The 25,703-nt window shown below is 70.6% G+C and carries 14 protein-coding genes, 1 tRNA gene and 1 rRNA gene; 12 read left to right on the top strand and 4 right to left on the bottom strand.

Going from position 1 to position 25,703, the window contains the following annotated elements:
* The 3 genes from rrf to ACIPSA_RS40175 all read left to right on the top strand — a co-directional run.
* Positions 1-93: ribosomal RNA gene (gene rrf / locus ACIPSA_RS40165) — 5S ribosomal RNA — on the top strand; the annotation flags it as partial.
* 114 nt (positions 94-207) lie between these two features.
* A complete protein-coding gene (locus ACIPSA_RS40170) occupies positions 208-870 on the top strand; it encodes a DegT/DnrJ/EryC1/StrS family aminotransferase (protein WP_402644660.1) in 663 nt (220 codons plus the stop codon).
* An 86-nt stretch (positions 871-956) separates the two neighbouring features.
* Positions 957-1,032: transfer RNA gene (locus ACIPSA_RS40175), tRNA-Thr, on the top strand.
* A 53-nt stretch (positions 1,033-1,085) separates the two neighbouring features.
* Here the strand turns inward: ACIPSA_RS40175 and ACIPSA_RS40180 are convergent.
* Entirely contained in the window at positions 1,086-3,842 is a 2,757-nt protein-coding gene (locus ACIPSA_RS40180) for a SpoIIE family protein phosphatase (RefSeq protein WP_402644277.1), read from the bottom strand.
* A gap of 395 nt (positions 3,843-4,237) precedes the next feature.
* Here ACIPSA_RS40180 and ACIPSA_RS40185 point away from each other — a divergent pair, with 395 nt between their 5' ends.
* The 9 genes from ACIPSA_RS40185 to ACIPSA_RS40225 all read left to right on the top strand — a co-directional run bounded on the left by ACIPSA_RS40185 (position 4,238) and on the right by ACIPSA_RS40225 (position 18,652).
* The gene (locus ACIPSA_RS40185) at positions 4,238-9,688 is read left to right on the top strand and encodes a HAMP domain-containing protein (protein WP_402644279.1); all 5,451 of its coding nucleotides are present in this window, start codon (positions 4,238-4,240) and stop codon (positions 9,686-9,688) included.
* A gap of 274 nt (positions 9,689-9,962) precedes the next feature.
* Complete coding sequence (locus ACIPSA_RS40190; RefSeq protein ID WP_402644281.1) at positions 9,963-10,646, top strand: two-component system response regulator; 684 nt, start codon at positions 9,963-9,965, stop codon at positions 10,644-10,646.
* A gap of 124 nt (positions 10,647-10,770) precedes the next feature.
* On the top strand, positions 10,771-13,482 hold the full coding sequence (locus ACIPSA_RS40195) for a DNA translocase FtsK (protein ID WP_402644284.1): 2,712 nt from the start codon (positions 10,771-10,773) through the stop codon (positions 13,480-13,482).
* 277 nt (positions 13,483-13,759) lie between these two features.
* Entirely contained in the window at positions 13,760-14,602 is an 843-nt protein-coding gene (locus tag ACIPSA_RS40200; protein ID WP_402644286.1) for a helix-turn-helix domain-containing protein, read from the top strand.
* A 91-nt stretch (positions 14,603-14,693) separates the two neighbouring features.
* Complete coding sequence (gene rimO / locus ACIPSA_RS40205; RefSeq protein WP_402644288.1) at positions 14,694-16,169, top strand: 30S ribosomal protein S12 methylthiotransferase RimO; 1,476 nt, start codon at positions 14,694-14,696, stop codon at positions 16,167-16,169.
* Positions 16,166-16,957, top strand: coding sequence for a CDP-diacylglycerol--glycerol-3-phosphate 3-phosphatidyltransferase (gene pgsA / locus ACIPSA_RS40210; protein WP_402644289.1), 792 nt, complete (start codon positions 16,166-16,168; stop codon positions 16,955-16,957). The genes rimO and pgsA overlap by 4 nt, the downstream gene beginning before the upstream one ends.
* Positions 16,954-17,499: a CinA family protein gene (locus ACIPSA_RS40215; protein WP_402644291.1), complete on the top strand. Its 546-nt coding sequence runs from the start codon at positions 16,954-16,956 to the stop codon at positions 17,497-17,499. The genes pgsA and ACIPSA_RS40215 overlap by 4 nt, the downstream gene beginning before the upstream one ends.
* A 109-nt stretch (positions 17,500-17,608) precedes the next feature.
* Complete coding sequence (locus ACIPSA_RS40220; RefSeq protein ID WP_164587610.1) at positions 17,609-17,983, top strand: helix-turn-helix domain-containing protein; 375 nt, start codon at positions 17,609-17,611, stop codon at positions 17,981-17,983.
* Between the two features lie 198 nt (positions 17,984-18,181).
* On the top strand, positions 18,182-18,652 hold the full coding sequence (locus ACIPSA_RS40225) for a Dps family protein (protein WP_402644294.1): 471 nt from the start codon (positions 18,182-18,184) through the stop codon (positions 18,650-18,652).
* A 366-nt stretch (positions 18,653-19,018) separates the two neighbouring features.
* On the opposite strand, the gene ACIPSA_RS40230 is transcribed toward ACIPSA_RS40225, so the two are convergent.
* The 3 genes from ACIPSA_RS40230 to ACIPSA_RS40240 are packed head-to-tail and all read right to left on the bottom strand — an operon-like array spanning position 19,019 to position 25,635.
* Positions 19,019-19,783 carry an SDR family NAD(P)-dependent oxidoreductase gene (locus ACIPSA_RS40230; RefSeq protein WP_402644297.1) on the bottom strand — a complete coding sequence of 255 codons (765 nt, stop codon included), beginning with the start codon at positions 19,781-19,783 and terminating at the stop codon, positions 19,019-19,021.
* A 32-nt stretch (positions 19,784-19,815) separates the two neighbouring features.
* Positions 19,816-20,658, bottom strand: coding sequence for a DNA-formamidopyrimidine glycosylase family protein (locus ACIPSA_RS40235; protein ID WP_402644300.1), 843 nt, complete (start codon positions 20,656-20,658; stop codon positions 19,816-19,818).
* Positions 20,659-20,703: 45 nt separating this feature from the next.
* Positions 20,704-25,635, bottom strand: coding sequence for an ATP-dependent helicase (locus ACIPSA_RS40240; protein WP_402644302.1), 4,932 nt, complete (start codon positions 25,633-25,635; stop codon positions 20,704-20,706).
* Positions 25,636-25,703: the final 68 nt, after the last annotated feature.

A 25,703-nucleotide genomic window follows, 5' to 3' on the forward strand; every position in this document is an offset into this window, starting at 1 on the left:
ACGCCCGGTTACATTCCGAACCCGGAAGCTAAGCCTCACAGCGCCGATGGTACTGCAGGGGGGACCCTGTGGGAGAGTAGGACGCCGCCGAACAAATTTTGAAAGGGTTGGTCCCTGAACTTCGGTTCAGGGACCAACCCTTTTTTGGTATGCGTAACTTCAAGTTCACGTTCCGCGCGGAGCATCCAGAGCATGGGTACTGCTGCAATGCTCAGGGCCGCCGGTGTCGGAGTCGGTGACGAGGTCATCGTGCCGGCCTTCGGAAACGTGGAAGTCGCCGAGGCCGTGACGCTGGCCGGCGCGCTTCCGGTGTTCGCCGACATAGACGCGGTGACGTACTGCCTGGACGCGTCCGCCGTCGAGGCGGCCATAACTCCCCGTTCGGCCGCCGTCGTTGTCGTGCACCGCTTCGGACGCCGGGCGGACATCCCCCGGTTGCACGGTGTCGGGCAGCGGCACGGGCTGCTGGTGCTGGAGCAGGGGGAGTCCGAGGCACCGTACGACGAGATAGCCCAGCGCAGGGAGCGTGCCGCGTTCCTCGACGGCAAGCTGAGGGGCGTACGCACCCCCGACGGCGGCGACGGACACACGTATCAGCAGTACGTCGTGCGGGTGCCCGGGAACGGGCGGCCGGACCGCGACGCCTTCGCGCGGGCCGTGCGGGCCAAGGGTATTGAGTGCCGGGTGCCGGTGAAGACGCCTGTGCACCGGCTGCCGGAGTACCGGCGGTGTGTGTCACTGCCGGAAACCGAGCGGGCCGCCGACGAAACGCTGGCGCTGCCGGTGGACGCCTCGCTGACGAAGCGGGAGATGCAGCGGATAGTGTCCGCGTGCAATGCGCTCGGGGGACTCCTCCAGCCCGCCTTCTGAGCGAGCACTGAACGAGTTTGGGAACACCGCTCTGTTCGGGGTATGATCTATTCCGTTGCCGCGAGGGAAACCTCAAAAGGTGACTGGCCCCTATAGCTCAGTCGGTAGAGCGTCTCCATGGTAAGGAGAAGGTCAACGGTTCGATTCCGTTTGGGGGCTCCAGCGAAAAGGCCCCGCCCTTCTGGGCGGGGCCTTTCTCGTACCCCGGACAGGCCCTAGTCGATGTGGCGGCCGGGAACCCGCATCGCCAGGATCGCCATGTCGTCGGACGGTGCGTCGGACGCGAAGCGCTCCACCGCGCGCATGATGCGGGCCGCGACCGCGCCCGCCGTGAGGCCGGTGCAGGTGGTGAGGACGTCGGCGAGTCCGTCGTCGCCCAGCATGCGGGTGCCCTCGCGGCGCTCCGTGACGCCGTCCGTGACGCACAGCAGGACATCGCCCGGGTCCAGGGTGACCGTCTGCTCGTACAGCTCCAGGTCCTCGATGACACCGAGTAGCGGCTGGGGTTCGGCCGCGACCTGCACCGTGCCGTCCTGGCGCAGGCGGAGCGGGAGCGGATGGCCGGCGCAGACGACCTTCAGTTCCGCGCTGCCGTCATCCTGGGGGCGCATCTCGCCGTACAGGAGCGTCAGGAAGCGGCTACGTTCCCCCTCGTCGAGGATGGCTGAGTTGAGGCGCTCCAGGACCGCCGGGCCGCTCAGGCCCTCCCTGGCCAGCAGCCTCAGGGCATGGCGGGCCAGCCCCGTCACCGCCGCCGCGTTCGGGCCCGTACCGCAGACGTCGCCGATGGCGAAGCCGTACGCCCCGTCGCGGATCGGGAAGACGTCGTAGAAGTCACCGCCGACCTCGTTGCCCTCGCCGGCCGCGCGGTAGATCACATCGACCTCGACACCCTCGATGGTCGGGAGTCCCGGCGGCAGGAGGCTGCGCTGGAGGGACTGGCTGATGGCCGTGCGCTCCGAGTACAGGCGGGCGTTGTCCAGGGCCAGGGCGGCCCGGCGGGACAAGTCCTCGGCCAGTTCCAGGATTTCCTGGCGGAAGTGTTCGTCGGTCGGCTTGCCGAGCGTCAGCATGCCGATGACGCGGTTACGGGCGACGAGCGGCAGGACGACCGTCTCTCCGCCGACCGCGGAGGCCGTGGCGAGGGTCGGGCCGATGCCCGGGGCCACCTGGTGGGTGGGGCCGCCGGCCAGGCCGAGGGTGCGCATGGAACTGCGCAGGGCCGCCTGGTGGGCCACCTCGCCGGGAGCCGTCCAGACGCGGGCGCCGGGCGTGGGTACCGGGTCGGGCGGGGGGACCTTGGAGAGCAACGACTTGATGCCGTCGATGAGTTCCTCGTCCTCGTGCAGGACGTACGAGAGGTACGGGTCGGAGGCCTGGTCGGCGATCGTGTAGACGGCGCACCAGGTGGCGAGGGTCGGGACCGTCATCTGGGCCATCAGGGCCAGGGTCTGGTCGCGGTCCAGGGTGCCGGCGAGCAGGTCGGAGGCCTCGACCAGAAAGCTGAGCGAGCCGCGGCGCAGGCGCTCCAGCTCGCCCAGGCGGGCGGACTCGACGGCCAGGGCGATGCGGTCGGCGGCGAACTGGAGGCGCAGCGCCTCCTCGTTGGAGTATCTGCCCGGAGCCTCCGCCGCGACGCCGAGGGAGCCGGTGAGGCGGCCCTCGACCTTCAGCGGGACGGTGACGACGGAGCGCATGCCGGTGCCGTTCAGCAGCGGTACGGCGCCTGGTACGGCAGCCAGGTCGTCGTGGACGGCTGGCATCCGGGCCGAGCCGTAGCGGCCGGGGCCCGCCTCGACGGGCACGCGGGCGAAGCGCTGGCGGGCGGAGGGCAGGCCGGTGGAGGCGCGGACCTCCAACTCCGTTTCGTCGTCGGTGGCCAGCAGGAGGAAGGCGGAGTCGCCGTCGAGCATGTCACGGGCGCGTTCCACTGTGCGCTGCAGGAGGCCGTCGAGGTCGTCCGGAGCCGGGGAGCCGATGAACACCTCGAAGGGGTCGGTGTTCTGGCCGTCTGAGGCGGCGGGGGAGTCGGAGGCCGGGACGCGCAACGGCGTCTGGAGGACGGCGCGTTCGTGGTCCCGTACCAGGAGGCAGACCGTGGAGGGCTCGCCGCCCGTGTCGCGGACCCGGAGGTGGGAGGCGTACACCGGGGTCACCCGGCCGTCCGCGCCCCGGATTCCGTAGCTGCCCTCCCAGCGTGAGAGTTGGAGCGCCTCCGCGATGCCGGTGCCGGTGCCCGGGGTGTGCGGCCAGGCAGCGAGGTCGGTCAGGGGCCTGCCGGTGACCTGGTCGGCGGGGTGGCCGAAGAGTTCCTCGGCGTCCTCGTTCCAGGCCGTGACGGAGCCCTTGCGGTCGATCTGGACGACCGCGACGCGGACCCGCCCGTCGGCAAGGGGGAGGAGGTCGGCGGGGAGGGACGGGCCCGCGGCCCGGGTGCCCACAGGGCGCTCCGGGAGGTCGAGTTGGAACCAGACGTTCTTGTGCGTGGGCGTGTACTCCACGCCCCAGCGGCCGGCCAGGGCGGCGCAGAGCTGGAGGCCGCGGCCGCCCTCGCGGTCGGGGCTGCCCATGTTGACGGCCGAGCTCTGGAGCGGGACTTCCCGCTCCGGGTAGCGGTCGGCCACTTCGATCCGTACGCCGTCCTCGCTGCGCAGGCACAGGACGTCGGCGTGTGTGCCCGCGTGCACCACCGCGTTGGTCACCAGTTCGCTGGTGAGGACCACGGCGTCGTCGACGATGTCGGCGAAGCCCCAGCCCTGGAGGGTGTCGCGGACGAAGGACCGGGCGGTCGCGACCGACCGCCCGACGGGCTCGAAGTTGGCGGCCGCGCGCGCGGTGATCACAGAACTCCTCGACCGGTTGTCGATGTGCAGGGCCCCGTGGCCGGCCCGCTCGTGCCGTTGATGCGGCATCTGCGTGCCCGACGGCCGCGGCTCCGGGGTCTGTCCCCCGGGGATCACTCCGGTGGTCATGGTCTGCGGCCGCCCCTCCGATGCCCGCTCGTTCTCGTGCCACCGCCCAGGCCGGACGGACCGGTGCGGCTGGACAGCCGCATGCAAGGTTACTTACCTTCGCCGTCCGATCCGATGCCGGTCGCCGGTGTTTACGCCCTCAGAGTGTGCGGACGATGTGCGAAGCTGCCGAACTGTTATGGCCGGGTTCAGCAGGGGTGAAACACTGGGCAGGCTTGTTGTGAAGGTCCGGCCAGACTGAGTGTGTTCCGTGTATGTCGGGCAGCAGCCCTTGGTGTGGCCGGATCACATCTGGCAGTAATACGCAGCGGTGACTGGTACGCAGAGGTAACCGGTACACCGAGCAGCAGTACCCGAGCACGGCAGTAACGGTCGACCCCTGCGGGAGGGACACAGTGGAGTCTGGCGCAGCTACGCGTGGGACGAAGGCGCGAGCGAAGGGCGGACAGTCCCAGCAGCGCAACGGGACCACGGTGGTGGACACGGCTGCCCTGAACCGACTTCTGGTGGCTCTCGTGGCGATGCGCGACGGGAACTTCCGCAAGCGACTCACGGTGTCCGGCGACGGCGTGATGTCGGAGATCGCCGCGGTGTTCAACGAGGTGGCCGACCGCAACCTGCATCTGACGGGTGAGTTGTCGCGGGTGCGGCGCATGGTGGGACGTGAGGGGAAACTCACGGAACGGCTGGAAACGGGGGCCTGTGAGGGCTCCTGGGCGGCCGCGATCGACGCCTCGAACGCGCTCGTCGACGACCTCGTACGGCCCGTCTCCGAGGTGGGCCGGGTTCTGACCGCGGTGGCCGAGGGCGATCTGTCGCCGCGCATGGAGCTGCGGACGCAGGCGCCGGACGGGACCGGGCATCCGCTGCGCGGCGAGTTCCTCCGGGTCGGGCGGACCGTCAACAATCTGGTCGACCAGCTGTCGACCTTCACCGACGAGGTCACGCGCGTGGCCAGCGAGGTGGGTACCGAGGGCAAGCTGGGCGGTCAGGCCCGGGTGCGCGGTATGTCCGGTTCGTGGAAGGACCTGACCGAGTCCGTCAACACGATGGCGAACCGGCTGACCGCGCAGGTACGGGACATCGCCCTGGTGACCACCGCGGTCGCCCGGGGTGACCTGTCCCGCAAGGTCACCGTCCATGTGGCCGGCGAGATGCTGGAGCTCAAGAACACCGTCAACACGATGGTGGAGCAGCTGTCCTCCTTCTCCTCCGAGGTGACCCGTGTCGCCCGCGAGGTGGGCACGGAGGGCATTCTGGGCGGCCAGGCGCAGGTGCCCGGGGTGGCCGGTGTGTGGAAGGAGCTCACCGACTCGGTCAACACCATGGCGGGCAATCTCACCGCCCAGGTGCGCGGGATCTCCCAGGTCACCACCGCCGTCGCCAGCGGTGATCTGTCGCAGAAGGTGACCGTCCCGGCGCGCGGAGAGGTCGCGCAGCTCGCCGAGACGATCAACCAGATGACCGAGACGCTGCGGATCTTCGCGGACGAGGTCACGCGCGTGGCGCGGGAGGTCGGTGTCGAGGGTGAGCTGGGCGGTCAGGCCAATGTTCCGGGTGCTGCGGGCACCTGGAAGGACCTGACGGACTCCGTCAACACCGTCTTCCGGAATCTGACCACGCAGGTTCGGGACATCGCCGCCGTGACGACGGCGGTGGCCAGCGGTGATCTGTCGCAGAAGGTCACGGTCGACGTGGCCGGCGAGATGCTGGAGCTGAAGAACACCGTCAACGGGATGGTCGACCAGCTGTCGTCGTTCGGTGCCGAGGTCACGCGCGTGGCGCGGGAGGTCGGTGTCGAGGGTGAGCTGGGCGGTCAGGCCCAGGTGCCGGGCGCGGCCGGTACCTGGAAGGACTTGACCGACTCCGTCAACACTGCATTCCGCAACCTCACCGGCCAGGTCCGCAACATCGCCCAGGTGACGACGGCGGTGGCCAACGGTGATCTGTCGCAGAAGGTCACGGTCGACGTCTCCGGTGAGATGCTCCAGCTGAAGAACACCGTGAACACGATGGTGGACCAGCTGTCGAGCTTCGCCGACCAGGTGACGCGGATGGCCCGGGACGTGGGCACGGAGGGCCGCCTCGGCGGTCAGGCGCGGGTGGACGGCGTCTCGGGTACGTGGAAGGAGTTGACGGACTCCGTCAACTTCATGGCGGGGAACCTGACCTCGCAGGTGCGGCAGATCGCCCAGGTGACGACGGCGGTGGCGCGGGGCGACCTGTCCCAGAAGATCGACGTCGACGCGCGCGGCGAGATCCTCGAGCTGAAGAACACGATCAACACGATGGTCGACCAGCTCTCCGCCTTCGCCGACCAGGTCACCAAGGTGGCCCGCGAGGTGGGTACGGAGGGCCGTCTCGGCGGTCAGGCGCAGGTGCCCGGTGTGGCCGGTGTGTGGCGTGACCTGACCGACTCCGTGAACGGCATGGCGGGCAACCTCACCGCCCAGGTGCGCAACATCGCCCAGGTCGCCACGGCGGTGGCCCGGGGTGACCTGTCCCAGAAGATCACCGTGGACGCGCGCGGGGAGATCCTGGAGCTGAAGAACACCCTGAACACGATGGTCGACCAGCTGTCGTCGTTCGCCCAGGAGGTCACGCGCGTGGCCCGTGAGGTGGGTACCGAGGGCATGCTCGGTGGTCAGGCCGAGGTGCAGGGGGTCGCGGGCACCTGGAAGGACCTCACGCAGTCCGTGAACTTCATGGCGAACAACCTGACCATCCAGGTCCGCAACATCGCCGAGGTCACGACCGCGGTCGCCAAGGGCGACCTGTCCAAGAAGATCACTGTTGACGCGAAGGGCGAGATCCTCGAGCTCGTCACGACGGTCAACACGATGGTTGATCAGCTGTCGTCCTTCGCCGAGCAGGTGACCCGTGTGGCCCGTGAGGTGGGCACGGAGGGCATCCTGGGCGGTCAGGCGCACGTGCCTGGTGTCACGGGCATCTGGAAGGACCTCAGCAACAACGTGAACCTGATGGCCAACAACCTGACCATGCAGGTGCGCAACATCTCCCAGGTCTCGGCGGCCGTCGCCAACGGCGACCTGACGCGGCAGGTCACCATCGAGGCGAGCGGCGAGGTGGCTCAGCTCGCCGACACCATCAACACGATGGTCAAGACGCTGAGTTCGTTCGCCGACCAGGTCACCAAGGTGGCCCGCGAGGTGGGCACGGACGGCATCCTCGGCGGTCAGGCGCACGTACCGGGCGTGGCCGGCACGTGGAAGGACCTCACCGAGTCGGTGAACCAGATGGCGTCCAACCTGACTGGCCAGGTGCGCAACATCGCCATGGTCACGACGGCCATCGCCAAGGGCGACCTGACGAAGAAGATCGACATTGACGCCCGCGGCGAGATCCTCGAACTCAAGACGACGATCAACACGATGGTCGACCAGCTGTCGTCCTTCGCGGAGGAGGTCACCCGGGTCGCCCGCGAGGTGGGTACGGAGGGACAGCTCGGCGGCCAGGCACGCGTGCGTGACGTGGACGGCACCTGGCGGGACCTCACCGAGTCCGTGAACGAGATGGCCGGGAACCTGACCCGGCAGGTGCGAGCCATCGCGCGCGCGGCCACCGCGGTGACCCGGGGCGACCTCAACCTGAAGCTCGACGTGGACGCCGCCGGCGAGATCCAGGAGCTTCAGGACTACATCAACAAGATGATCGCCAACCTGCGTGACACCACGATCGCCAACGAGGAGCAGGACTGGCTCAAGGGCAACCTGGCCCGCATCTCCGCGCTGATGCAGGGCCGTCGCGACCTGGCGGACGTGGCCTCGCTGATCATGAGCGAGCTGACCCCGGTGGTCTCCGCTCAGCACGGCGCGTTCTTCCTCGCCTTGCCGCTCGTCGACGGCAAGGACGCGAGCGCCGGGCACGAGGACGCGTATGAGCTGCGGATGCTCGGCTCGTACGGCTACTCGATGGGCTCCATGCCGACGTCGTTCCGGCCGGGCGAGGCGCTGATCGGGACGGCCGCGCAGGAGAAGCGCACGATCCTGGTGGAGAACGCGCCCAGCGGCTATCTGAAGATCTCCTCCGGGCTCGGCGAGGCCCCGCCCGCGCAGGTGATCGTGCTGCCGGTGCTGTTCGAGGGCAAGGTGCTCGGCGTCATCGAGCTGGCCTCCTTCGCGCCGTTCACGCAGATCCAGAAGGACTTCCTCAACCAGATCGCCGAGATGATCGCGACCAGCGTCAACACGATCTCCGTCAACACCAAGACGGAGTTGCTGCTGAAGCAGTCGCAGGAGCTGACCGAGCAACTCAGGGAACGGTCGGCCGAGTTGGAGAACCGGCAGAAGGCCCTCCAGGCGTCCAACGCCGAGCTGGAGGAGAAAGCCGAGCTGCTGGCCCAGCAGAACCGTGACATCGAGGTGAAGAACACCGAGATCGAGGAGGCGCGGCAGGTTCTGGAGGAGCGTGCCGAGCAGCTCGCCGTGTCGATGCGCTACAAGAGCGAGTTCCTCGCCAACATGTCGCACGAGCTGCGTACGCCGCTCAACTCGCTGCTGATCCTGGCCAAGCTGCTCGCCGACAACGCCGAGGGGAACCTCTCCCCGAAGCAGGTCGAGTTCGCCGAGACCATCCACGGGGCGGGCTCCGACCTGCTCCAGCTGATCAACGACATCCTCGACCTGTCCAAGGTCGAGGCGGGCAAGATGGACGTCTCCCCGACGCGCATCGCGCTCGTCCAGCTGGTCGACTACGTGGAGGCCACCTTCCGCCCGCTGACCGCGGAGAAGGGCCTCGACCTGTCCGTACGGGTGTCGCCGGAGCTGCCCGCCACGTTGCACACCGACGAACAGCGCCTCCTTCAGGTGCTGCGCAACCTGCTGTCCAACGCGGTGAAGTTCACCGACTCCGGGTCGGTGGAGCTCGTGATCCGGCCGGCCGGTGCGGGCGTTCCCGTCGTCATCCGGGAGCAGCTCCTCGAGGCCGGTTCGCTCAGCGACCCGGACGGGGAGCTGATCGCGTTCTCGGTGACCGACACCGGCATCGGCATCGCGGCGAGCAAGATGCGGGTGATCTTCGAGGCGTTCAAGCAGGCGGACGGCACGACGAGCCGCAAGTACGGCGGCACGGGCCTCGGGCTGTCGATCTCGCGGGAGATCGCACAGCTGCTCGGTGGTGAGATCCACGCGCAGAGCGAGCCGGGGCGCGGCTCGACGTTCACGCTGTATCTGCCGCTGCACCCCAGTGAACTCCCGCCGCAGGGCTACCAGCAGTCGGTGCCCGCGCTGGAGGCGGGCGACCTGGTCGCCTCCGAGGCGCAGATGGCCGGGCTGTCCGGCGCGGGCATCGAGATGCCGGCCGAGGTGAAGTCGTACCAGGAGACGCAGAACGGTGCCGCGGCCCTCTTCCGGCGCCGCCGCCGGGGTGCCCCGGTCACCGAGGAGCGGACGGAGCCGTGGACGCTCGGCGAGCAGGGGGTGGCGCCGCAGGTGCGCCGCGGGGTGCGGTTCGGCGGCGAGAAGGTGCTGATCGTCGACGACGACATCCGCAACGTGTTCGCCCTCACCAGCGTCCTGGAGCAGCACGGCCTGTCCGTGCTGTACGCCGAGAACGGGCGGGAGGGCATCGAGGTCCTCGAGCAGCACGACGACGTGGCGGTCGTCCTGATGGACATCATGATGCCCGAGATGGACGGATACGCGACGACCACGGCGATCCGCAGGATGCCGCAGTTCGCCGGGCTGCCGATCATCGCGCTGACCGCGAAGGCCATGAAGGGCGACCGGGAGAAGGCGATCGAGTCGGGGGCCTCCGACTACGTGACGAAGCCGGTCGACCCGGACCACCTGTTGTCGGTGATGGAGCAGTGGATGCGCGCGGCGTGACGGGACCGCGCGGGGTCCGGGCGAATGCTGTGGGAACCTTTGGCGTACGCGCGGAGTTGTTGACTCAGGGTGGCCGAACCCGTGTAGAACTGCGGGATTCGGGGAACCTTCTGGTCTCCGGCTGCGTTTCTGCTACGTGCACAGTGACATCACGGTGACAGGGTGTGTCGACGGGCGGGGTGCGGCTACCATGACCGGCACAAGGACGGGCGGCGAAAGGGAGTCGTCCCCTGGGGCGGCGCCCGGTGTACCGCCGGGGCGAGGAGGGCGGGCCATGGTGCAGAAGGCCAAGATCCTCCTGGTCGATGACCGGCCGGAGAATCTGCTGGCGCTGGAGGCCATCCTCTCTGCGCTCGATCAGACGCTGGTGCGGGCATCGTCCGGGGAGGAAGCGCTCAAAGCACTACTCACGGACGACTTCGCGGTCATTCTGCTGGACGTTCAGATGCCGGGAATGGACGGTTTCGAAACCGCCGCGCACATCAAGCGGCGAGAACGGACCCGTGACATCCCGATCATCTTCCTCACCGCGATCAACCACGGCCCGCACCACACCTTCCGCGGATACGCGGCGGGTGCGGTCGACTACATCTCCAAGCCGTTCGATCCGTGGGTGCTGCGCGCGAAGGTCTCCGTGTTCGTCGAGCTGTACATGAAGAACTGCCAGCTGCGGGAGCAGGCGGCGCTGCTGCGGCTCCAGTTGGAGGGTGGCGGCAAGGGCGCGGTCGGCGCCGGCAAGGAGTCGGCAGGGCTGCTCGCCGAGCTGTCGGCGCGGCTCGCGGCCGTCGAGGAGCAGGCCGAGGCGCTGTCCAAGCAGTTGGACGACGACTCCGCGGACGCGGCGGCCGTGGCCACGGCCGCCCATCTGGAACGCAAACTCACGGGGCTGCGTCGGGCGCTCGACGCCCTGGAACCGGGCACGGAGAGCGGCGCGCCATCGGTCCCGACGCAGAACTGACGCCCGCCTCGGTCACAGTTGCGCATGAGCGCGCGTCAGTTTCGCGCCCCGACAAGGGCGACACGATCGGGTGAAGCATTGGGCACGCGTGTCCACTGTCGTCTCCACCGGTAATCTCACTTCCATGGCCTCACGTCCGTCCGCAGCCAAGAAGCAGCCCGCCAAGAAGGCGGCCGCTCCCGCGAAGGCATCGGCGAAGAAGGCCCCTGCGAAGAAGGCCCCCGCCAAGAAGGCTGCGGCGAAGAAGTCGGCGCCGCCGCCGAAGCCGGCGCCGAGCCCCACCGGGGGCATCTACCGGCTCGTGCGCGCCCTCTGGCTCGGCCTCGCCCACGCCGTGGGCGCAGTCTTCCGGGGCATAGGGCAGGGCGCGAAGAACCTCGACCCGGCGCACCGCAAGGACGGCATCGCGCTGCTCCTGTTCGGCCTCGCGCTGATCGTCGCCGCCGGCACCTGGGCCGACCTGCGCGGCCCCGTCGGCGACCTCGTCGAGATCCTGGTGACCGGTGCCTTCGGGCGTCTCGACCTGCTCGTGCCGATACTGCTCGCGGTCATCGCGGTGCGCTTCATCCGGCATCCCGAGAAGCCCGAGGCCAACGGCCGCATCGTGATCGGTCTGTCCGCGCTCGTCATCGGCGTGCTCGGCCAGGTCCACATCGCCTGCGGCTCGCCCGCCCGCAGCGACGGCATGACGGAGATAAGGGACGCCGGCGGCCTCATCGGCTGGGGCGCGGCGACCCCGCTCACGTACACCATGGGCGAGGTCCTCGCCGTACCGCTGCTGGTCCTGCTGACGATCTTCGGGCTGCTCGTCGTCACCGCCACCCCGGTCAACGCGATCCCGCAGCGACTGCGGGCCCTCGGCGTGCGGCTGGGCGTCCTGCACGACCCCGCGCAGGACGAACTCACCGAGGAGGACGAGCGCTACGACGAGCAGTGGCGTGAGGCGCTGCCCGCGCGCCCCCGTAGGCGCCAGGGCGCCCCCCAGGAGTACGACCCGGACGGTGCCGAGCAGGAGGCCTTCGCCAAGCGCCGGAGCCGCCCCAGGCGCTCCGCGGTGCCCCAGCCCGCGATGGACCGTCAGCTGGACGCCGTGGACATCGCCGCGGCGGCCGCGGCCGACCTCGACGGCGCCGTCCTGCACGGCATGCCGCCCTCGCCGCTCGTCGCCGACCTCACCCAGGGCGTGAGTATCGGCGACCGCGAGAACACGACGCCGACCCCCACGCCCGTCCCGGCCCCGGTCGCGCGGCCCAGGCAGGAGAAGCTCAAGGTCGAGCAGGTCGTACCCGACCTGACCAAGGCGGCCCCCGAGGAGGTGCGCGACCTGCCGCCGCGCGCCGAGCAGCTGCAACTGTCCGGCGACATCACCTACTCCCTGCCGTCGCTCGACCTCCTGGCGCGCGGCGGACCCGGCAAGGCGCGCAGCGCCGCCAACGACGCGATCGTCGAGGCCCTGCGCAAGGTCTTCGGCGAGTTCAAGGTGGACGCCGCTGTCACGGGTTTCACCCGTGGACCGACGGTCACCCGTTACGAGGTCCAGCTCGGCCCCGCCGTGAAGGTCGAGCGGATCACCGCACTCACCAAGAACATCGCGTACGCCGTCGCCAGCCCGGACGTGCGGATCATCAGTCCGATCCCCGGCAAGTCGGCGGTCGGCATCGAGATCCCGAACACCGACAGGGAGATGGTCAACCTCGGTGACGTGCTCCGCCTTGTGGACGCCTCCGAGGACGACCACCCGATGCTGGTCGCGCTCGGCAAGGACGTCGAGGGCGGCTACGTCACGGCCAACCTCGCGAAGATGCCGCACATCCTGGTCGCCGGTGCCACCGGATCCGGCAAGTCGTCGTGCATCAACTGCCTGATCACCTCCATCATGGTCCGCGCGACTCCCGAGGACGTGCGCATGGTCCTCGTCGACCCCAAGCGCGTCGAACTGACCGCCTACGAGGGCATTCCGCACCTGGTCACGCCGATCATCACCAACCCGAAGCGGGCCGCCGAGGCGCTCCAGTGGGTCGTGCGCGAGATGGACCTCAGGTACGACGACCTGGCCGCGTTCGGCTTCCGGCACATCGACGACTTCAACGAGGCCATCCGCAACGGCAAGGTGAAGCTGCCCGAGGGCAGCGAACGGGAACTCCAGCCGTACCCGTACCTGCTGGTGATCGTCGACGAGCTCGCCGACCTGATGATGGTCGCGCCGCGCGACGTCGAGGACGCGATCGTGCGCATCACCCAGCTCGCGCGCGCGGCCGGCATCCACCTGGTGCTGGCCACCCAGCGCCCGTCGGTCGACGTCGTGACCGGTCTGATCAAGGCGAACGTGCCCTCGCGGCTCGCCTTCGCGACCTCGTCCCTGGCCGACTCCCGCGTCATCCTCGACCAGCCCGGCGCCGAGAAGCTGATCGGCAAGGGCGACGGCCTGTTCCTGCCCATGGGCGCCAACAAACCGACCCGCATGCAGGGCGCGTTCGTGACCGAGGAGGAGGTCGCGGCCATCGTCCAGCACTGCAAGGACCAGATGGCGCCGATCTTCCGGGACGACGTCACCGTGGGCACCAAACAGAAGAAGGAGATCGACGAGGACATCGGCGACGACCTCGACCTGCTCTGTCAGGCGGCCGAGCTGGTCGTCTCCACGCAGTTCGGGTCGACGTCCATGCTCCAGCGCAAGCTGCGCGTCGGATTCGCCAAGGCCGGGCGGCTGATGGACCTCATGGAGTCGCGGAACATCGTCGGACCCAGCGAGGGTTCCAAGGCTCGTGACGTTCTCGTGAAGCCGGACGAGCTGGACGGCGTGCTCGCCGTGATACGCGGGGAGTCCGACGCGTAGGGATGCCGCCGTTCGGCGGCAGGCACTGTGCCGGGCGGAGACATCGTCGTGATCCACCCGTTAGAGATCCGCGGGCAACCGTTTCCCTGCGTCGAACGTCAAGTTGAGCGAAAGGACAGGTACGGATTCCAGACTGGGATCGGTACCTGGCCCGTCATCGGGATGACCGGCCATACCGATTGGCGTACAAAACACACCGCCCGGTTGCCCCACCCTTTCGTACCCCCCCTAGACTGAACCTCTAGCACAGGTGGCTACACGCTCGAAAGGCGCCCCCGTGTCCATCGGCAACTCCCCTGAAGACGAGCGTCCGTTCCAAGACGTGTCCGAGGAAACCCGTACCTCCGTAGGCCGCGCCCTCCAGCAGGCGCGCATCGCGGCCGGGCTCACCGTCGACGACGTCAGCAGCGCCACTCGCGTCCGCATCGCCATCGTGCACGCCATCGAGGCCGACAACTTCGCCCCCTGTGGCGGTGACGTGTACGCCCGCGGACACATCCGGACCCTGGCCAAGGCCGTGCGCCTCGATCCGGCCCCGCTGATCGAGCGGTACGACGCCGACCACGGCGGGCGGCCCGCCCCGACCCCTGCGGCCCCCCTGTTCGAGGCGGAACGTATCCGCCCGGAGCGGCGCGGACCGAACTGGACCGCGGCCATGGTCGCCGCGATCGTCGCCGTGGTGGGCTTCGTCGGGTTCACCGCGTTCAAGGGCGGCGACGACGGGAGCGGGGCCACGGACCAGGTCGCCCAGGGCGCCACGCCGACGTCCGGCAAGTCCGCCTCGCCCACGCCGAAGAAAAGCAAGCCCGCCGACGAGAAGCCCGAGCCCTCGGACAGCGCCATCGCGGCCGCTCCCCAGGACAAGGTCACCGTCCAGGTGAGCGCCGCCAACGGGCGCAGCTGGATCTCGGCCAAGGACCACAACGGCCGGATGCTCTTCGACGGGCTCCTGAACAAGGGTGACTCCAAGACCTTCCAGGACAGCTCGAAGATCAACCTCATCCTGGGCGACGCCGGTGCGATCCAGCTCTACGTCAACGGCAAGAAGATCGAGGACGACTTCCAGCCGGGCGCCGTGGAGCGGCTGACGTACACGAAGGGTGATCCCGAGGTCGGATAGGGGTCCGAACGGTCGAGTGCGCACGGGGTTGGCCAATCTCGGCCAACCCCGTCGACGTGGGCTGTCAGTCGGACGAAGTAGTCTTGAGCCCATGCCTGAACGCCGTACCGTCGCACTCGTCACTCTTGGCTGCGCCCGCAACGAGGTGGACTCGGAGGAGCTCGCAGGCCGTTTGGAGGCGGACGGCTGGCAGCTCGTCGAGGACGCCTCGGACGCCGATGTCGCCGTGGTCAACACCTGTGGATTCGTCGAGGCCGCCAAGAAGGACTCCGTCGACGCCCTCCTGGAGGCCAACGACCTCAAGGGGCACGGCAGAACCCAGGCCGTCGTGGCGGTGGGCTGCATGGCCGAGCGGTACGGCAAGGAGCTGGCCGAGGCCCTCCCCGAGGCCGACGGCGTGCTCGGCTTCGACGACTACACGAACATCTCCGACCGCCTGCAGACCATCCTGAGCGGCGGCATCCACGCCGCCCACACCCCGCGGGACCGCCGCAAGCTCTTGCCGATCAGCCCGGCCGAGCGCCAGGACTCGGCGACCGAGGTGGCCCTGCCCGGGCACGGCGCCCCGGTGGACCTGCCCGACGGCCTGGCCCCGCAGTCCGGCCCCCGCGCGCCCCTGCGCCGCCGCCTGGACGGCGCCCCGGTCGCCTCGGTGAAGCTCGCCTCCGGCTGCGACCGCCGCTGCTCCTTCTGCGCCATCCCGTCCTTCCGCGGCTCCTTCATCTCCCGCCGCCCGAGCGACGTGCTGAACGAGACCCGCTGGCTGGCCGAGCAGGGCGTCAAGGAGATCATGCTGGTCTCCGAGAACAACACCTCGTACGGCAAGGACCTGGGCGACATCCGCCTGCTGGAGTCCCTGCTGTCCGAGCTCGCCGAGGTCGACGGCCTCGAGCGGGTGCGCGTGAGCTACCTCCAGCCGGCCGAGATGCGCCCGGGGCTGATCGACGTCCTGACCTCCACCCCGAAGATCGCCCCGTACTTCGACCTCTCCTTCCAGCACTCCGCGCCGGACGTGCTGCGCGCGATGCGCCGCTTCGGCGACACCGACCGCTTCCTGGAGCTGCTCGACACCATCCGCGGCAAGGCCCCGCAGGCCGGCGTGCGCTCGAACTTCATCGTCGGCTTCCCCGGCGAGAGCGAGGCCGATCTGGCCGAGCTGGAGCGCTTCCTGAACCATGCGCGCCTGGACGCCATCGGTGTCTTCGGCTACTCCGACGAGGAGGGCACGGAAGCGGCGACGTACGAGAACAAGCTCGACGAGGACGTCGTCGCCGAGCGGCTGGCCCACATCTCGCGACTGGCCGAGGAACTCGTCTCGCAGCGGTCGGAGGAGCGCGTCGGCGAGACCGTGCACGTCATCGTCGAGTCCGTCGACGAGGAAGAGGGCGTGTACGGCCGTGGGGCGCACCAGGCGCCGGAGACGGACGGCCAGGTGCTGCTCACGAGCGGCGAAGGCCTGACCGTCGGTCGTATGGTCGAGGCGAAGGTGGTCGGTACGGAGGGTGTCGACCTGGTGGCCGAGCCCCTGCAGGGCTCGCACGCGTGTAGTGAGGAGGCGGGCAGATGACCGGAGTACCGGCGTCCGCCGCGGGCGGATCCTCCGGCGCGCAGGGCGCCAGGGGCCCCGCTGCCGCTTCCGGTGCCGCCGACGGTTCCGCCTCCGCTTCCGTTCCTGGCGCGGCCTCTTCTGCCTCCGGCACGGGTTCCGCCCCCCAGGGCGGAGCGAAGCCCGCGCGCGCCGGGAAGCTGGCGGCCGCGGCCGTCAACGAGGCCAGCCTCTGGAACGTGGCCAACCTGCTGACCATGCTCCGGCTGGTCCTCGTCCCCGGCTTCGTGGCGCTGATGCTGGCCGACGGTGGCTACGACCCGGCATGGCGCGCGCTGGCCTGGGCGGCCTTCGCCGTCGCCATGATCACCGACCTGTTCGACGGCCATATCGCGCGCACGTACAACCTCGTCACCGACTTCGGGAAGATCGCCGACCCCATCGCCGACAAGGCGATCATGGGAGCGGCGTTGATCTGCCTCTCCGCGCTGGGCGATCTGCCGTGGTGGGTGACGGCGGTCATCCTCGGCCGGGAACTGGGGATCACGCTGCTACGTTTCCTGGTCATCCGGTACGGCGTCATTCCCGCGAGCCGCGGCGGCAAGCTCAAGACGCTCACCCAGGGCGTGGCCGTGGGGATGTACGTCCTGGCGTTGACGGGGTGGCTGGCGACCCTGAGGTTCTGGGTGATGGCGGTGGCGGTCGTCCTGACCGTCGTGACCGGGCTCGACTATGTGAGACAAGCCATTGTGCTGCGCAGGCAGGGAATCGCCGAGCGCAAGGCCGCGTTGGAGGAGTCGGAAGGGTGAATTCCAGGGCCGCCGAACTGGTGCGACTACTGACGGTGAGGGGTGAGACGCTCGCCGTCGCCGAGTCGCTCACCGGTGGCCTGGTCGCGGCGGAGATCACAACGGTCCCCGGGGCCTCCAAGGTCTTCAGGGGCTCGGTCACCGCCTACGCCACCGAACTGAAGCACGAGCTGCTGGGTGTCGACGCCACTCTGCTGGCGCAGTCCGGAGCGGTGGATCCGCAGGTCGCGGCCCAGATGGCGGCCGGAGTGCGGAAGGCGCTGGGTGCCGACTGGGGCCTCGCGACGACCGGTGTGGCCGGTCCCGAGCCGCAGGACGGCAAGCCCGTCGGGACGGTGTTCGTAGCCGTCGACGGCCCCTTTGGGGCGGATTCCGGTTCCGCCGGTGGCGGAAAAGTCGAGGGTCTGCGGTTGAACGGCGACCGCGCGGAAATTCGTATGGAGAGTGTACGGAGCGTACTCGCACTGCTTCTGAGGGAGCTTGCGGGCGAACAGACCGGGAATGAGCGGGCACAGGATACGGAACAGAACGGGGGGTTTTGATGTTTGCAGCCCTGAGTGAACACGACATCGCTCCCCGCACGGCCGCGGCGCAAGGCGGTACGGTGGGGCGTGAAGGATGCGGCTACGCGGTCCGAGGAGGGAGCCACCGATGATTCTGCTCCGTCGCCTGCTTGGTGACGTGCTGCGTCGGCAGCGCCAACGCCAGGGCCGTACTCTGCGCGAAGTCTCCTCGTCCGCCCGAGTCTCACTCGGCTATCTCTCCGAGGTGGAGCGGGGGCAGAAGGAGGCTTCCTCCGAGCTGCTCTCCGCCATCTGCGACGCGCTTGACGTACGGATGTCCGAGCTCATGCGGGAAGTGAGCGACGAGCTCGCCCTCGCCGAGCTGGCCCAGTCCGCCGCGGCCACCGAGTCCGTGCCCACGTCGGTTCGCCCGATGCTGGGTTCCGTCTCGGTGACCGGTGTGCCGCCGGAGCGGGTGACCATCAAGGCGCCTGCCGAAGCGGTGGACGTGGTCGCCGCGTGATGTTCACGCGCGTGGCTCTGTGACGCAACACGTGTGAGGCCCCGGCCGGGGCTTCTCCGGAGGGACCCGGGGAGCAGGCCGGGGCTTTCATATGCCCGCTCACACCCGCCGATGATCCGGTTTGCGTCCATTTGCCGGTATGCGACGAGACGGTCATGGTGGAGGGACGTGGCGGCGCAGAGCCAACGGAGGATGCGCATGTACGTCGTGAAGAGCCCGTTGTCCGACGCGGACCGGAAGACCGTGTCCGAGGCGCTGCAGGGCGCGCTCGTCGACCTCCTGGACCTGTCACTGGTCGCCAAACAGGTCCACTGGAACATCGTCGGCCCCCGCTTCAGGTCCATCCACCTCCAGCTGGACGAGGTGGTCGCCACCGCGCGGATCCACTCCGACACGGTGGCGGAGCGGTCGTCGGCGCTGGGCGTCCCGCCCGACGGGCGCGCGGCGACGGTGGCCGCGAGCAGCGGCATCGGGTCGACACCGGCCGGCTGGATCAAGGACACGGACGCGGTGGGGACGCTCGTGGATGCCCTCGGGCGGGTGATCACGCGGATGCGGGAGCGGGTGGCGGCGACCGCGGAGCCGGATCCCGTGTCCCAGGACATCTTCATCACGATCACGGCGGATCTCGAGAAGCACCACTGGATGTTCCAGGCGGAGAACGCGTGAGGGTGACCCTGGGCGACGACTGCCGTACGCCCACCCGCTGTTCTGCGGTCCGGCGTTGCATCGGTGAGCCGTTGGTGCGCCTCCCCGGAACGTGAGACGGCGTTCTAGCGTCCGGCTGGAGGTGGCTGGCCATGGTGGGGCGGATAGTGCGGCGGGGGGCTGCTCTGGGGCTCGCGGCGGCGTGGTGGTGCGCCGTCCTGCGGATCGCAGCGGGGGCGGACACGGGGGTGCTGGAGAGCGCCGTGGTGGCCGGGGGGTGGGGGCTGAGCCTCCTGCCGGTGCACTGTGTGCCGAAGGCGCGGGCGGTGAGGGCCGTGGCTACGGGCCAGTGGGGGGTCGCCTGGCGGGCGGGAAGCGCCGCGACCGTTACCACGGCATCGCCACACCCCCGTTCGGGCGCAGGATCTGACCAGTCGTGAACGATGAGGCGTCGGACGCCAGATACAGCACGGCATGCGCGACATCGTCCGGTTCGCCGACCCGTCCGAGCGGTGACAACCGGGCCATCCGTGCCTCGATGTGCGTCTGGGCCGCGCGGTCGTGACGGTCGGTCATGGGCGTGCGGACCCAGCCCGGGGCGACCGCGTTGACGCGTATACCGTGCCGGCCGACCTCGTTCGCGAGGGTCTTCGTCAACTGGACCACGGCAGCCTTCGCCGCGCCGTAGCAGAGCAGTCCCGGTCCGCCGGTGTCGACGGCGCCCGAGGCCATGGTGACGATGCTGCCCGCGATGGCGTGCGCGAGCATCAGCCGGACCGCCTCCTGGCAGGCGTACAGAACGCCCTTGAAGTTGACGTTCAGCACCCGGTCGAGATCCTCGTCCCGGGTCTCCAGGACCGGGCTGCTGTGCATGATTCCGGCGATCGCCGCCATCACGTCCAGGCGCTCGCAGGACCGGACGGCCTGCGCGAGCCGCTCCCGGTCGGTGACGTCGAGGAGGTGGGTGCGGGCGCTGCCTCCCCGGTCCTTGATCAGGGCGGCCGTCCCGTGCAGGCCGTCCGCGTCCCGGTCGGCGCAGTGCACGGTCGCACCCGCCTCGGCGAGCAGGACGGCCGAGGCCCGGCCGATACCGCCGGCGGCGCCGGTGACGAACGCGGTGCGTCCGGTGAGGTCGTACACCTTGACGGACATGAAGGGACCGTACGAGCGTTTCTGGCGGACCGTCAATCAGTCGTGCGGGGCCGGAATCGACGCTCCTGCGGGGAACCCGGTGCCGGGGCGGGACCCCGCTGGCAGGCCGGGCACCAGTACGTCGGGCGTTCCCGGGAGCCGTCGCCCTGGTCGGCCGCACGGACCGGAGTGCGGCAGCGCAGGCAGGGGCGGGGCGCGCGACCGTACACGAAGAGGTCCTGGCCGCGGTGGCCCGTGGTGCTGCGCACCGGGCGGTCGCGGTTGGCCTCCAGGAGTTTCTTGGCGAGCGCGGGCAGCTTGGCGGCCCGGTCGGCGGGCAGCGCGCCCACCGGGAGCCAGGGGGTGGCGCCGAGCAGGAAGCAGAGCTCGCACTTGTAGATGTTGCCGATGCCGGCGAGGTTGCGCTGGTCGAGCAGGGCCTCGCCGAGGGGGCGGCCGGGGTCGGCGAGGAGGTTGGCCAGGGCTTGGTCGGGATCCCAGTCGGGGCCCAGGAGGTCGGGGCCGAGGTGGCCCACGGCGCGGGACTCCTCGGTGGTGCGCAGGAGATCGAGGACGGGGAGGCGGTACCCGACCGCGGTGCGGTCCTCGTTGCCGAGGATCGCGCGGATCTGGTGGGCCGGGCCGCCGCTCCAGCGCCGGCCGCTGTCGTAGACCTTCCAGGAGCCGTCCATCCTCAGGTGCGAGTGCAGCGTCAGTCCGCCCTCGACGCGGGTGAGCAGGTGCTTGCCGTGCGGGGTGACGTCCAGGACCGTACGGCCGGTGAGGTCGACCGTGGCGTACCTGGGCACCCGCAGGTCGCTGCGGGTCAGCACCTTGCCCGCGAGCGCGTCGTGCAGCCGTCTCGCGGTCTGCCACACCGTGTCACCCTCGGGCATGGGTCAAGGGTGACATGCCGGTCGTCCTGCTGTTGCCCCCGCCGATCATGCTCTGAGCCGCAGGCCGCGTGGGGTCGCGATGAAGCCCGCTCCTTCCAGGAGGGTGCCGATGGGGGAGGTCAGGGCCGAGGCTCCGTTGACGCGCTCCACGGTGACCGTGCCGAGGGTGCCCGCGCGGGCGGCCGCCGCCAGGGCGTCCGCGGCGGCCTGCAGACGGGGATCGTCGGTGGCCGTGGTGTCCGGGGCGGAGAACCAGGCCAGCAGAGTCTTGCCGCCGCGCTCCATGTAGAGCGTCAGCTCGCCGTCCACCAGCACCACCAGCGAGCCCGCCTTGCGGCCCGGCTTGTGCCCGGCGCCGGTCGGCGGCTCGGGCCAGGGCAGGGCGGCTCCGTAGGCGTTCGCCGGGTCGGCCGCGGCGAGGACGACGGCTCGGGTGTCCGCGGAGGGCGTACGGGTACGGCTGTCGCCGTAGCCGTGAGGGGCGGCAGGGCCGCCTCGCGGGCCGCCGTAACCCGGCGAGGCGAAGTCTCGGGGGGAGATGTAGTCGCCCGGTGCGGTGCGATCGTCGCTCGGCCAGTCGAGGTCGCCGTCGAGGCCCTCAAGGCCGGCGAGGTCGAATCCGGTGCCTGTCTGGTCGAAGGGGGAGGGGAAGGCGATGCCGGTGGCTGGGACGACTCCCGCGCCGCCGCCGTTCCCGAAGCCCGTACCGGGCAGGCCCTCACCCCGCTCGCGGGCGTTCGCCACCGCGCGCAGGCGGTCCACGGCCCCGTCCATCGCGAACTGGGCGGCCCCGAGCCCCTCCACGACGTAGCCCCGCCGCGCCTGGCCGCTCTCCTCGAAGGCGGACAGGATCCGGTACACGGCGGAGAAGCCGCCCTCGACGCCCTCCGCGGCGACGGCTCCCCGGGTGACCACACCGTGCCGGTCCAGGAGCGTGCGGGCCAGGGCGTGGGCGCGCACGGTGAGGTCCGGTTCGTGCTGGGGGAGCAGGGACCAGCGGCCCGCGACGGTCGGCGGGCCGGTGCGGGAGGCCGGGCGGGCGGCCGCCGTCAGGGAACCGTAGCGCCCGCGCGGGACCGTGCGCTTGGCACGATGGGCCGTGGAGCCCGCGGTGCGGCCGGAGCCCAGCAGGGAGCGCATCGGGGCGAGGGTGTCGTTCGTGAGCCTGCCCGACCAGGCCAGGTCCCAGACGGCGTCGGCCAGTTGCGGGTCGGTGGCGTCCGGGTGCGTGGTGGCCCGTACCTGGTCGGCGATCTGACGGAAGAACAGGCCGTAGCCGCCGGACAGGGCGTCCAGCACGGACTGGTGCAGCGCGGTCAGCTCCAGCGGATGGGGCGGCGGCAGGAGCAGCGGGGCAGCGTCCGCCAGGTAGAGGGAGACCCAGCCGTCCTTGCCGGGCAGCGCGCCCGCCCCGGCCCACACCACCTCGCCGGCGGCGGTGAGCTCGTCGAGCAGCGCCGGTGTGTAGTTCGCGACGCGCGACGGCAGGACCAGCTTCTCCAGCGCCGACGCGGGCACGGACGCGCCCTGCAACTGCTCGACGGCTCGCACCAGTCCGTCGATGCCGCGCAGACCGTGGCCCTTGCCGATGTGCTGCCACTGCGGCAGGAACTGCGCCAGCGCGGCCGACGGCACCGGCTCCAGTTCGTGCCGCAGCGCGGCCAGCGAGCGCCGGCGGAGCCGGCGCAGTACCGCCGCGTCGCACCACTCCTGGCCGATCCCCGCCGGGTGGAACTCGCCCTGTACGACACGGCCGCCCGCGGCGAGCCGCTGCAGGGCCCCCTCGGTGACCGCCACGCCCAGGCCGAAGCGGGCCGCCGCCGTGGCCGACGTGAACGGGCCGTGGGTGCGCGCGTAGCGGGCGAGAAGGTCGCCGAGCGGGTCCTTGACCGGCTCGGTGAAGGCTTCCGGGACGCCGACCGGGAGCGCCGTGCCAAGGGCGTCGCGCAGGCGGCCCGCGTCCTCGATCGCCGCCCAGTGGTCGGCGCCGGCGATCCGCACGCGAATGGCACGGCGGGCTCCGGCCAGCTCCCGGGCCCACTGCGGCTCGGCACCCCGCTCGGCCAGCTCGGCCTCCGTGAGCGGGCCCAGCAGCCGCAGCAGGTCGGCGACGCCTTCAGAGTCCTTGACGCGACGGTCCTCGGTGAGCCACTGGAGCTCCTGCTCCAGCTCGGTCAGCACCTCCGCGTCCAGCAGCTCGCGCAGCTCCGCCTGGCCCAGCAGTTCGGCCAGCAGCCGCGAGTCCAGGGAGAGCGCCGCGGCACGGCGCTCGGCGAGGGGAGAATCCCCCTCGTACAGGAACTGGGCCACGTACCCGAAGAGGAGGGAGCGCGCGAAGGGGGACGGCTCGGGGGTGGTGACCTCGACCAGGCGCACCTTGCGGGACTCGATGTCGCCCATCAGCTCGACGAGGCCGGGGAGGTCGAAGACGTCCTGGAGGCACTCGCGCACCGCCTCCAGCACGATCGGGAAGGAGCCGAACTCGCTGGCCACCTGGAGCAGCTGGGCCGCGCGCTGGCGCTGCTGCCACAGCGGCGTGCGCTTTCCGGGGTTGCGGCGCGGCAGCAGCAGCGCACGCGCGGCGCACTCGCGGAACCGGGACGCGAACAGGGCCGAGCCGCCGACCTGGTCGGTGACGATCTGGTCGACCTCGCCCTTGTCGAAGGCGACGTCCGCCGCGCCGACCGGAGCCTGGTCGGCGTCGACCGCCGTGTGGAAGGGGGTGCCGGCCTTCCGCGGCTCCTGGTCGAGCAGGTCCAGGCCCATCAGATCGGCGTCGGGCAGCCGCAGCACGATGCCGTCGTCGGCGTGCATGACCTGCGCGTCCATGCCGTACCGCTCGGAGAGGCGGGCGCCGAGGGCGAGCGCCCACGGGGCGTGGACCTGGGCACCGAACGGGGAGTGCACGACCACCCGCCAGTCGCCGAGTTCGTCGCGGAAGCGCTCCACGACGATCGTCCGGTCGTCCGGGACGTGACCGCAGGCCTCGCGCTGCTCGTCGAGGTAGGACAGGACGTTGTCCGCGGCCCAGGCGTCCAGGCCCGCGGCGAGGAGACGCAGGCGGGCGTCGTCCTTGGGCAGCGAGCCGACCTCGCGCAGGAACGCGCCCACCGCGCGGCCCAGTTCGAGCGGGCGGCCCAGCTGGTCGCCCTTCCAGAAGGGGAGCCGGCCGGGCACTCCGGGGGCCGGGGAGACCAGGACACGGTCGCGCGTGATGTCCTCGATGCGCCAGGAGCTCGTGCCGAGGGTGAACACGTCACCGACCCGGGACTCGTAGACCATCTCCTCGTCGAGCTCGCCGACCCGGCCGCCGCCCTTCTTGGGATCCGCCCCGGCCAGGAAGACCCCGAACAGACCCCGGTCGGGAATCGTGCCGCCGGAGGTGACGGCGAGGCGTTGCGCGCCCGGGCGGCCGGTGATCGTCCCGGCCACGCGGTCCCACACCACACGCGGGCGCAGCTCCGCGAACGCGTCGGACGGGTAGCGGCCGGCGAGCATGTCGAGGACCGCCGTGAACGCCGACTCGGGGAGCGAGGCGAAGGGCGCGGCACGGCGGACCGCGGCGAGCAGGTCGTCGAACTGCCAGGTGTCCAGCGCTGTCATCGCGACGAGCTGCTGCGCGAGGACGTCCAGAGGGTTGGCGGGGACCCTCAGGGACTCGATGGAGCCGGAGCGCATCCGCTCGGTGACCACGGCGGCCTGGACGAGGTCGCCCCGGTACTTCGGGAAGACCACCCCGGTGGAGACCGCCCCCACCTGGTGCCCCGCGCGGCCGACGCGCTGCAGACCGGAAGCCACCGACGGCGGCGACTCCACCTGGACGACCAGGTCCACCGCCCCCATGTCGATGCCCAGCTCCAGGCTGGAAGTGGCCACCACGGCGGGCAGGCGGCCGGCCTTCAGGTCCTCCTCGACCAGGGCACGCTGCTCCTTGGAGACCGAGCCGTGGTGGGCGCGGGCGATGACCGGCGGCGCGCCCTGGGCCGCGCCCGAGCCGCCCATCAGCTGGGCGGGGGCGTGGTGCTCGTCCAGGGGCTGTCCGGTCGCGCGCTCGTAGGCGATCTCGTTGAGCCGGTTGCACAGCCGCTCCGCGAGGCGGCGCGAGTTGGCGAACACGATCGTCGAGCGGTGGGCCTGGACCAGGTCCGTGATCCGTTCCTCGACGTGCGGCCAGATCGACGGCCGTTCGGCCCCCTCCTGGCCGTCGGAGACCGGGGAGCCGCCCAGCTCGCCCAGATCCTCGACCGGGACGACGACGGAGAGATCGAACTCCTTGCCGGACCGCGGCTGGACGATCTCCACCTTGCGGCGGGGCGAGAGATAGCGGGCCACTTCGTCCACCGGGCGGACCGTCGCGGACAGCCCGATGCGGCGGGCGGGCCTGGGCAGCAGCTCGTCCAGCCGCTCCAGGGAGAGCGCCAGATGCGCGCCGCGCTTGGTGCCCGCGACCGCGTGCACCTCGTCCAGGATCACTGTCTCCACGCCGGTCAGCGCGTCGCGCGTGGCCGACGTCAGCATCAGGAACAGGGACTCCGGGGTGGTGATCAGGATGTCCGGCGGGCGGGTGGACAGGGCGCGGCGCTCGGCGGCCGGGGTGTCGCCGGAGCGGATGCCCACCTTGATCTCGGGCTCGGGCAGGTCCAGGCGCACGGACTCCTGGCGGATGCCGGTCAGGGGGCTGCGCAGGTTGCGCTCGACGTCGACGGCGAGGGCCTTCAGCGGTGACACGTACAGAACCCGGCAGCGCTTCTTCGGGTCGGCCGGCGGGGGCGTCGAGGCGAGCTGGTCCAGCGCGGCGAGGAACGCGGCCAGCGTCTTGCCGGATCCGGTCGGGGCCACCACCAGCACGTCCGAGCCCTCCCCGATGGCCTGCCACGCGCCCGCCTGGGCCGCGGTGGGCGCGGAAAAGGCCCCCGTGAACCAGCCGCGGGTCGCGGGGGAGAAGCCGTCGAGGGCTCGGTGTGCGGAGCTGACCATGCGTCCATCCTGCACCCGAGCACTGACAATCCCGCTGACCTGCGAAAACTCGGGCGACCCCGGCGGGA

The organism is Streptomyces sp. NPDC086549 (assembly GCF_044746205.1).
Taxonomy (GTDB): domain Bacteria; phylum Actinomycetota; class Actinomycetes; order Streptomycetales; family Streptomycetaceae; genus Streptomyces.

What these genes read in the sequence shown, in the direction of transcription:
- rimO (WP_402644288.1), top strand. Translation starts at nt 14,694, where the DNA reads ATGCCTGAACGCCGTACCGTCGCACTCGTCACTCTTGGCTGCGCCCGC.
- ACIPSA_RS40170 (WP_402644660.1), top strand. Translation starts at nt 208, where the DNA reads ATGCTCAGGGCCGCCGGTGTCGGAGTCGGTGACGAGGTCATCGTGCCG.
- ACIPSA_RS40235 (WP_402644300.1), bottom strand. Translation starts at nt 20,658, where the DNA reads ATGCCCGAGGGTGACACGGTGTGGCAGACCGCGAGACGGCTGCACGAC.
- ACIPSA_RS40225 (WP_402644294.1), top strand. Translation starts at nt 18,182, where the DNA reads ATGTACGTCGTGAAGAGCCCGTTGTCCGACGCGGACCGGAAGACCGTG.
- ACIPSA_RS40180 (WP_402644277.1), bottom strand. Translation starts at nt 3,842, where the DNA reads ATGACCACCGGAGTGATCCCCGGGGGACAGACCCCGGAGCCGCGGCCG.
- ACIPSA_RS40230 (WP_402644297.1), bottom strand. Translation starts at nt 19,783, where the DNA reads ATGTCCGTCAAGGTGTACGACCTCACCGGACGCACCGCGTTCGTCACC.
- ACIPSA_RS40190 (WP_402644281.1), top strand. Translation starts at nt 9,963, where the DNA reads ATGGTGCAGAAGGCCAAGATCCTCCTGGTCGATGACCGGCCGGAGAAT.
- pgsA (WP_402644289.1), top strand. Translation starts at nt 16,166, where the DNA reads ATGACCGGAGTACCGGCGTCCGCCGCGGGCGGATCCTCCGGCGCGCAG.
- ACIPSA_RS40220 (WP_164587610.1), top strand. Translation starts at nt 17,609, where the DNA reads ATGATTCTGCTCCGTCGCCTGCTTGGTGACGTGCTGCGTCGGCAGCGC.
- ACIPSA_RS40195 (WP_402644284.1), top strand. Translation starts at nt 10,771, where the DNA reads ATGGCCTCACGTCCGTCCGCAGCCAAGAAGCAGCCCGCCAAGAAGGCG.
- ACIPSA_RS40240 (WP_402644302.1), bottom strand. Translation starts at nt 25,635, where the DNA reads ATGGTCAGCTCCGCACACCGAGCCCTCGACGGCTTCTCCCCCGCGACC.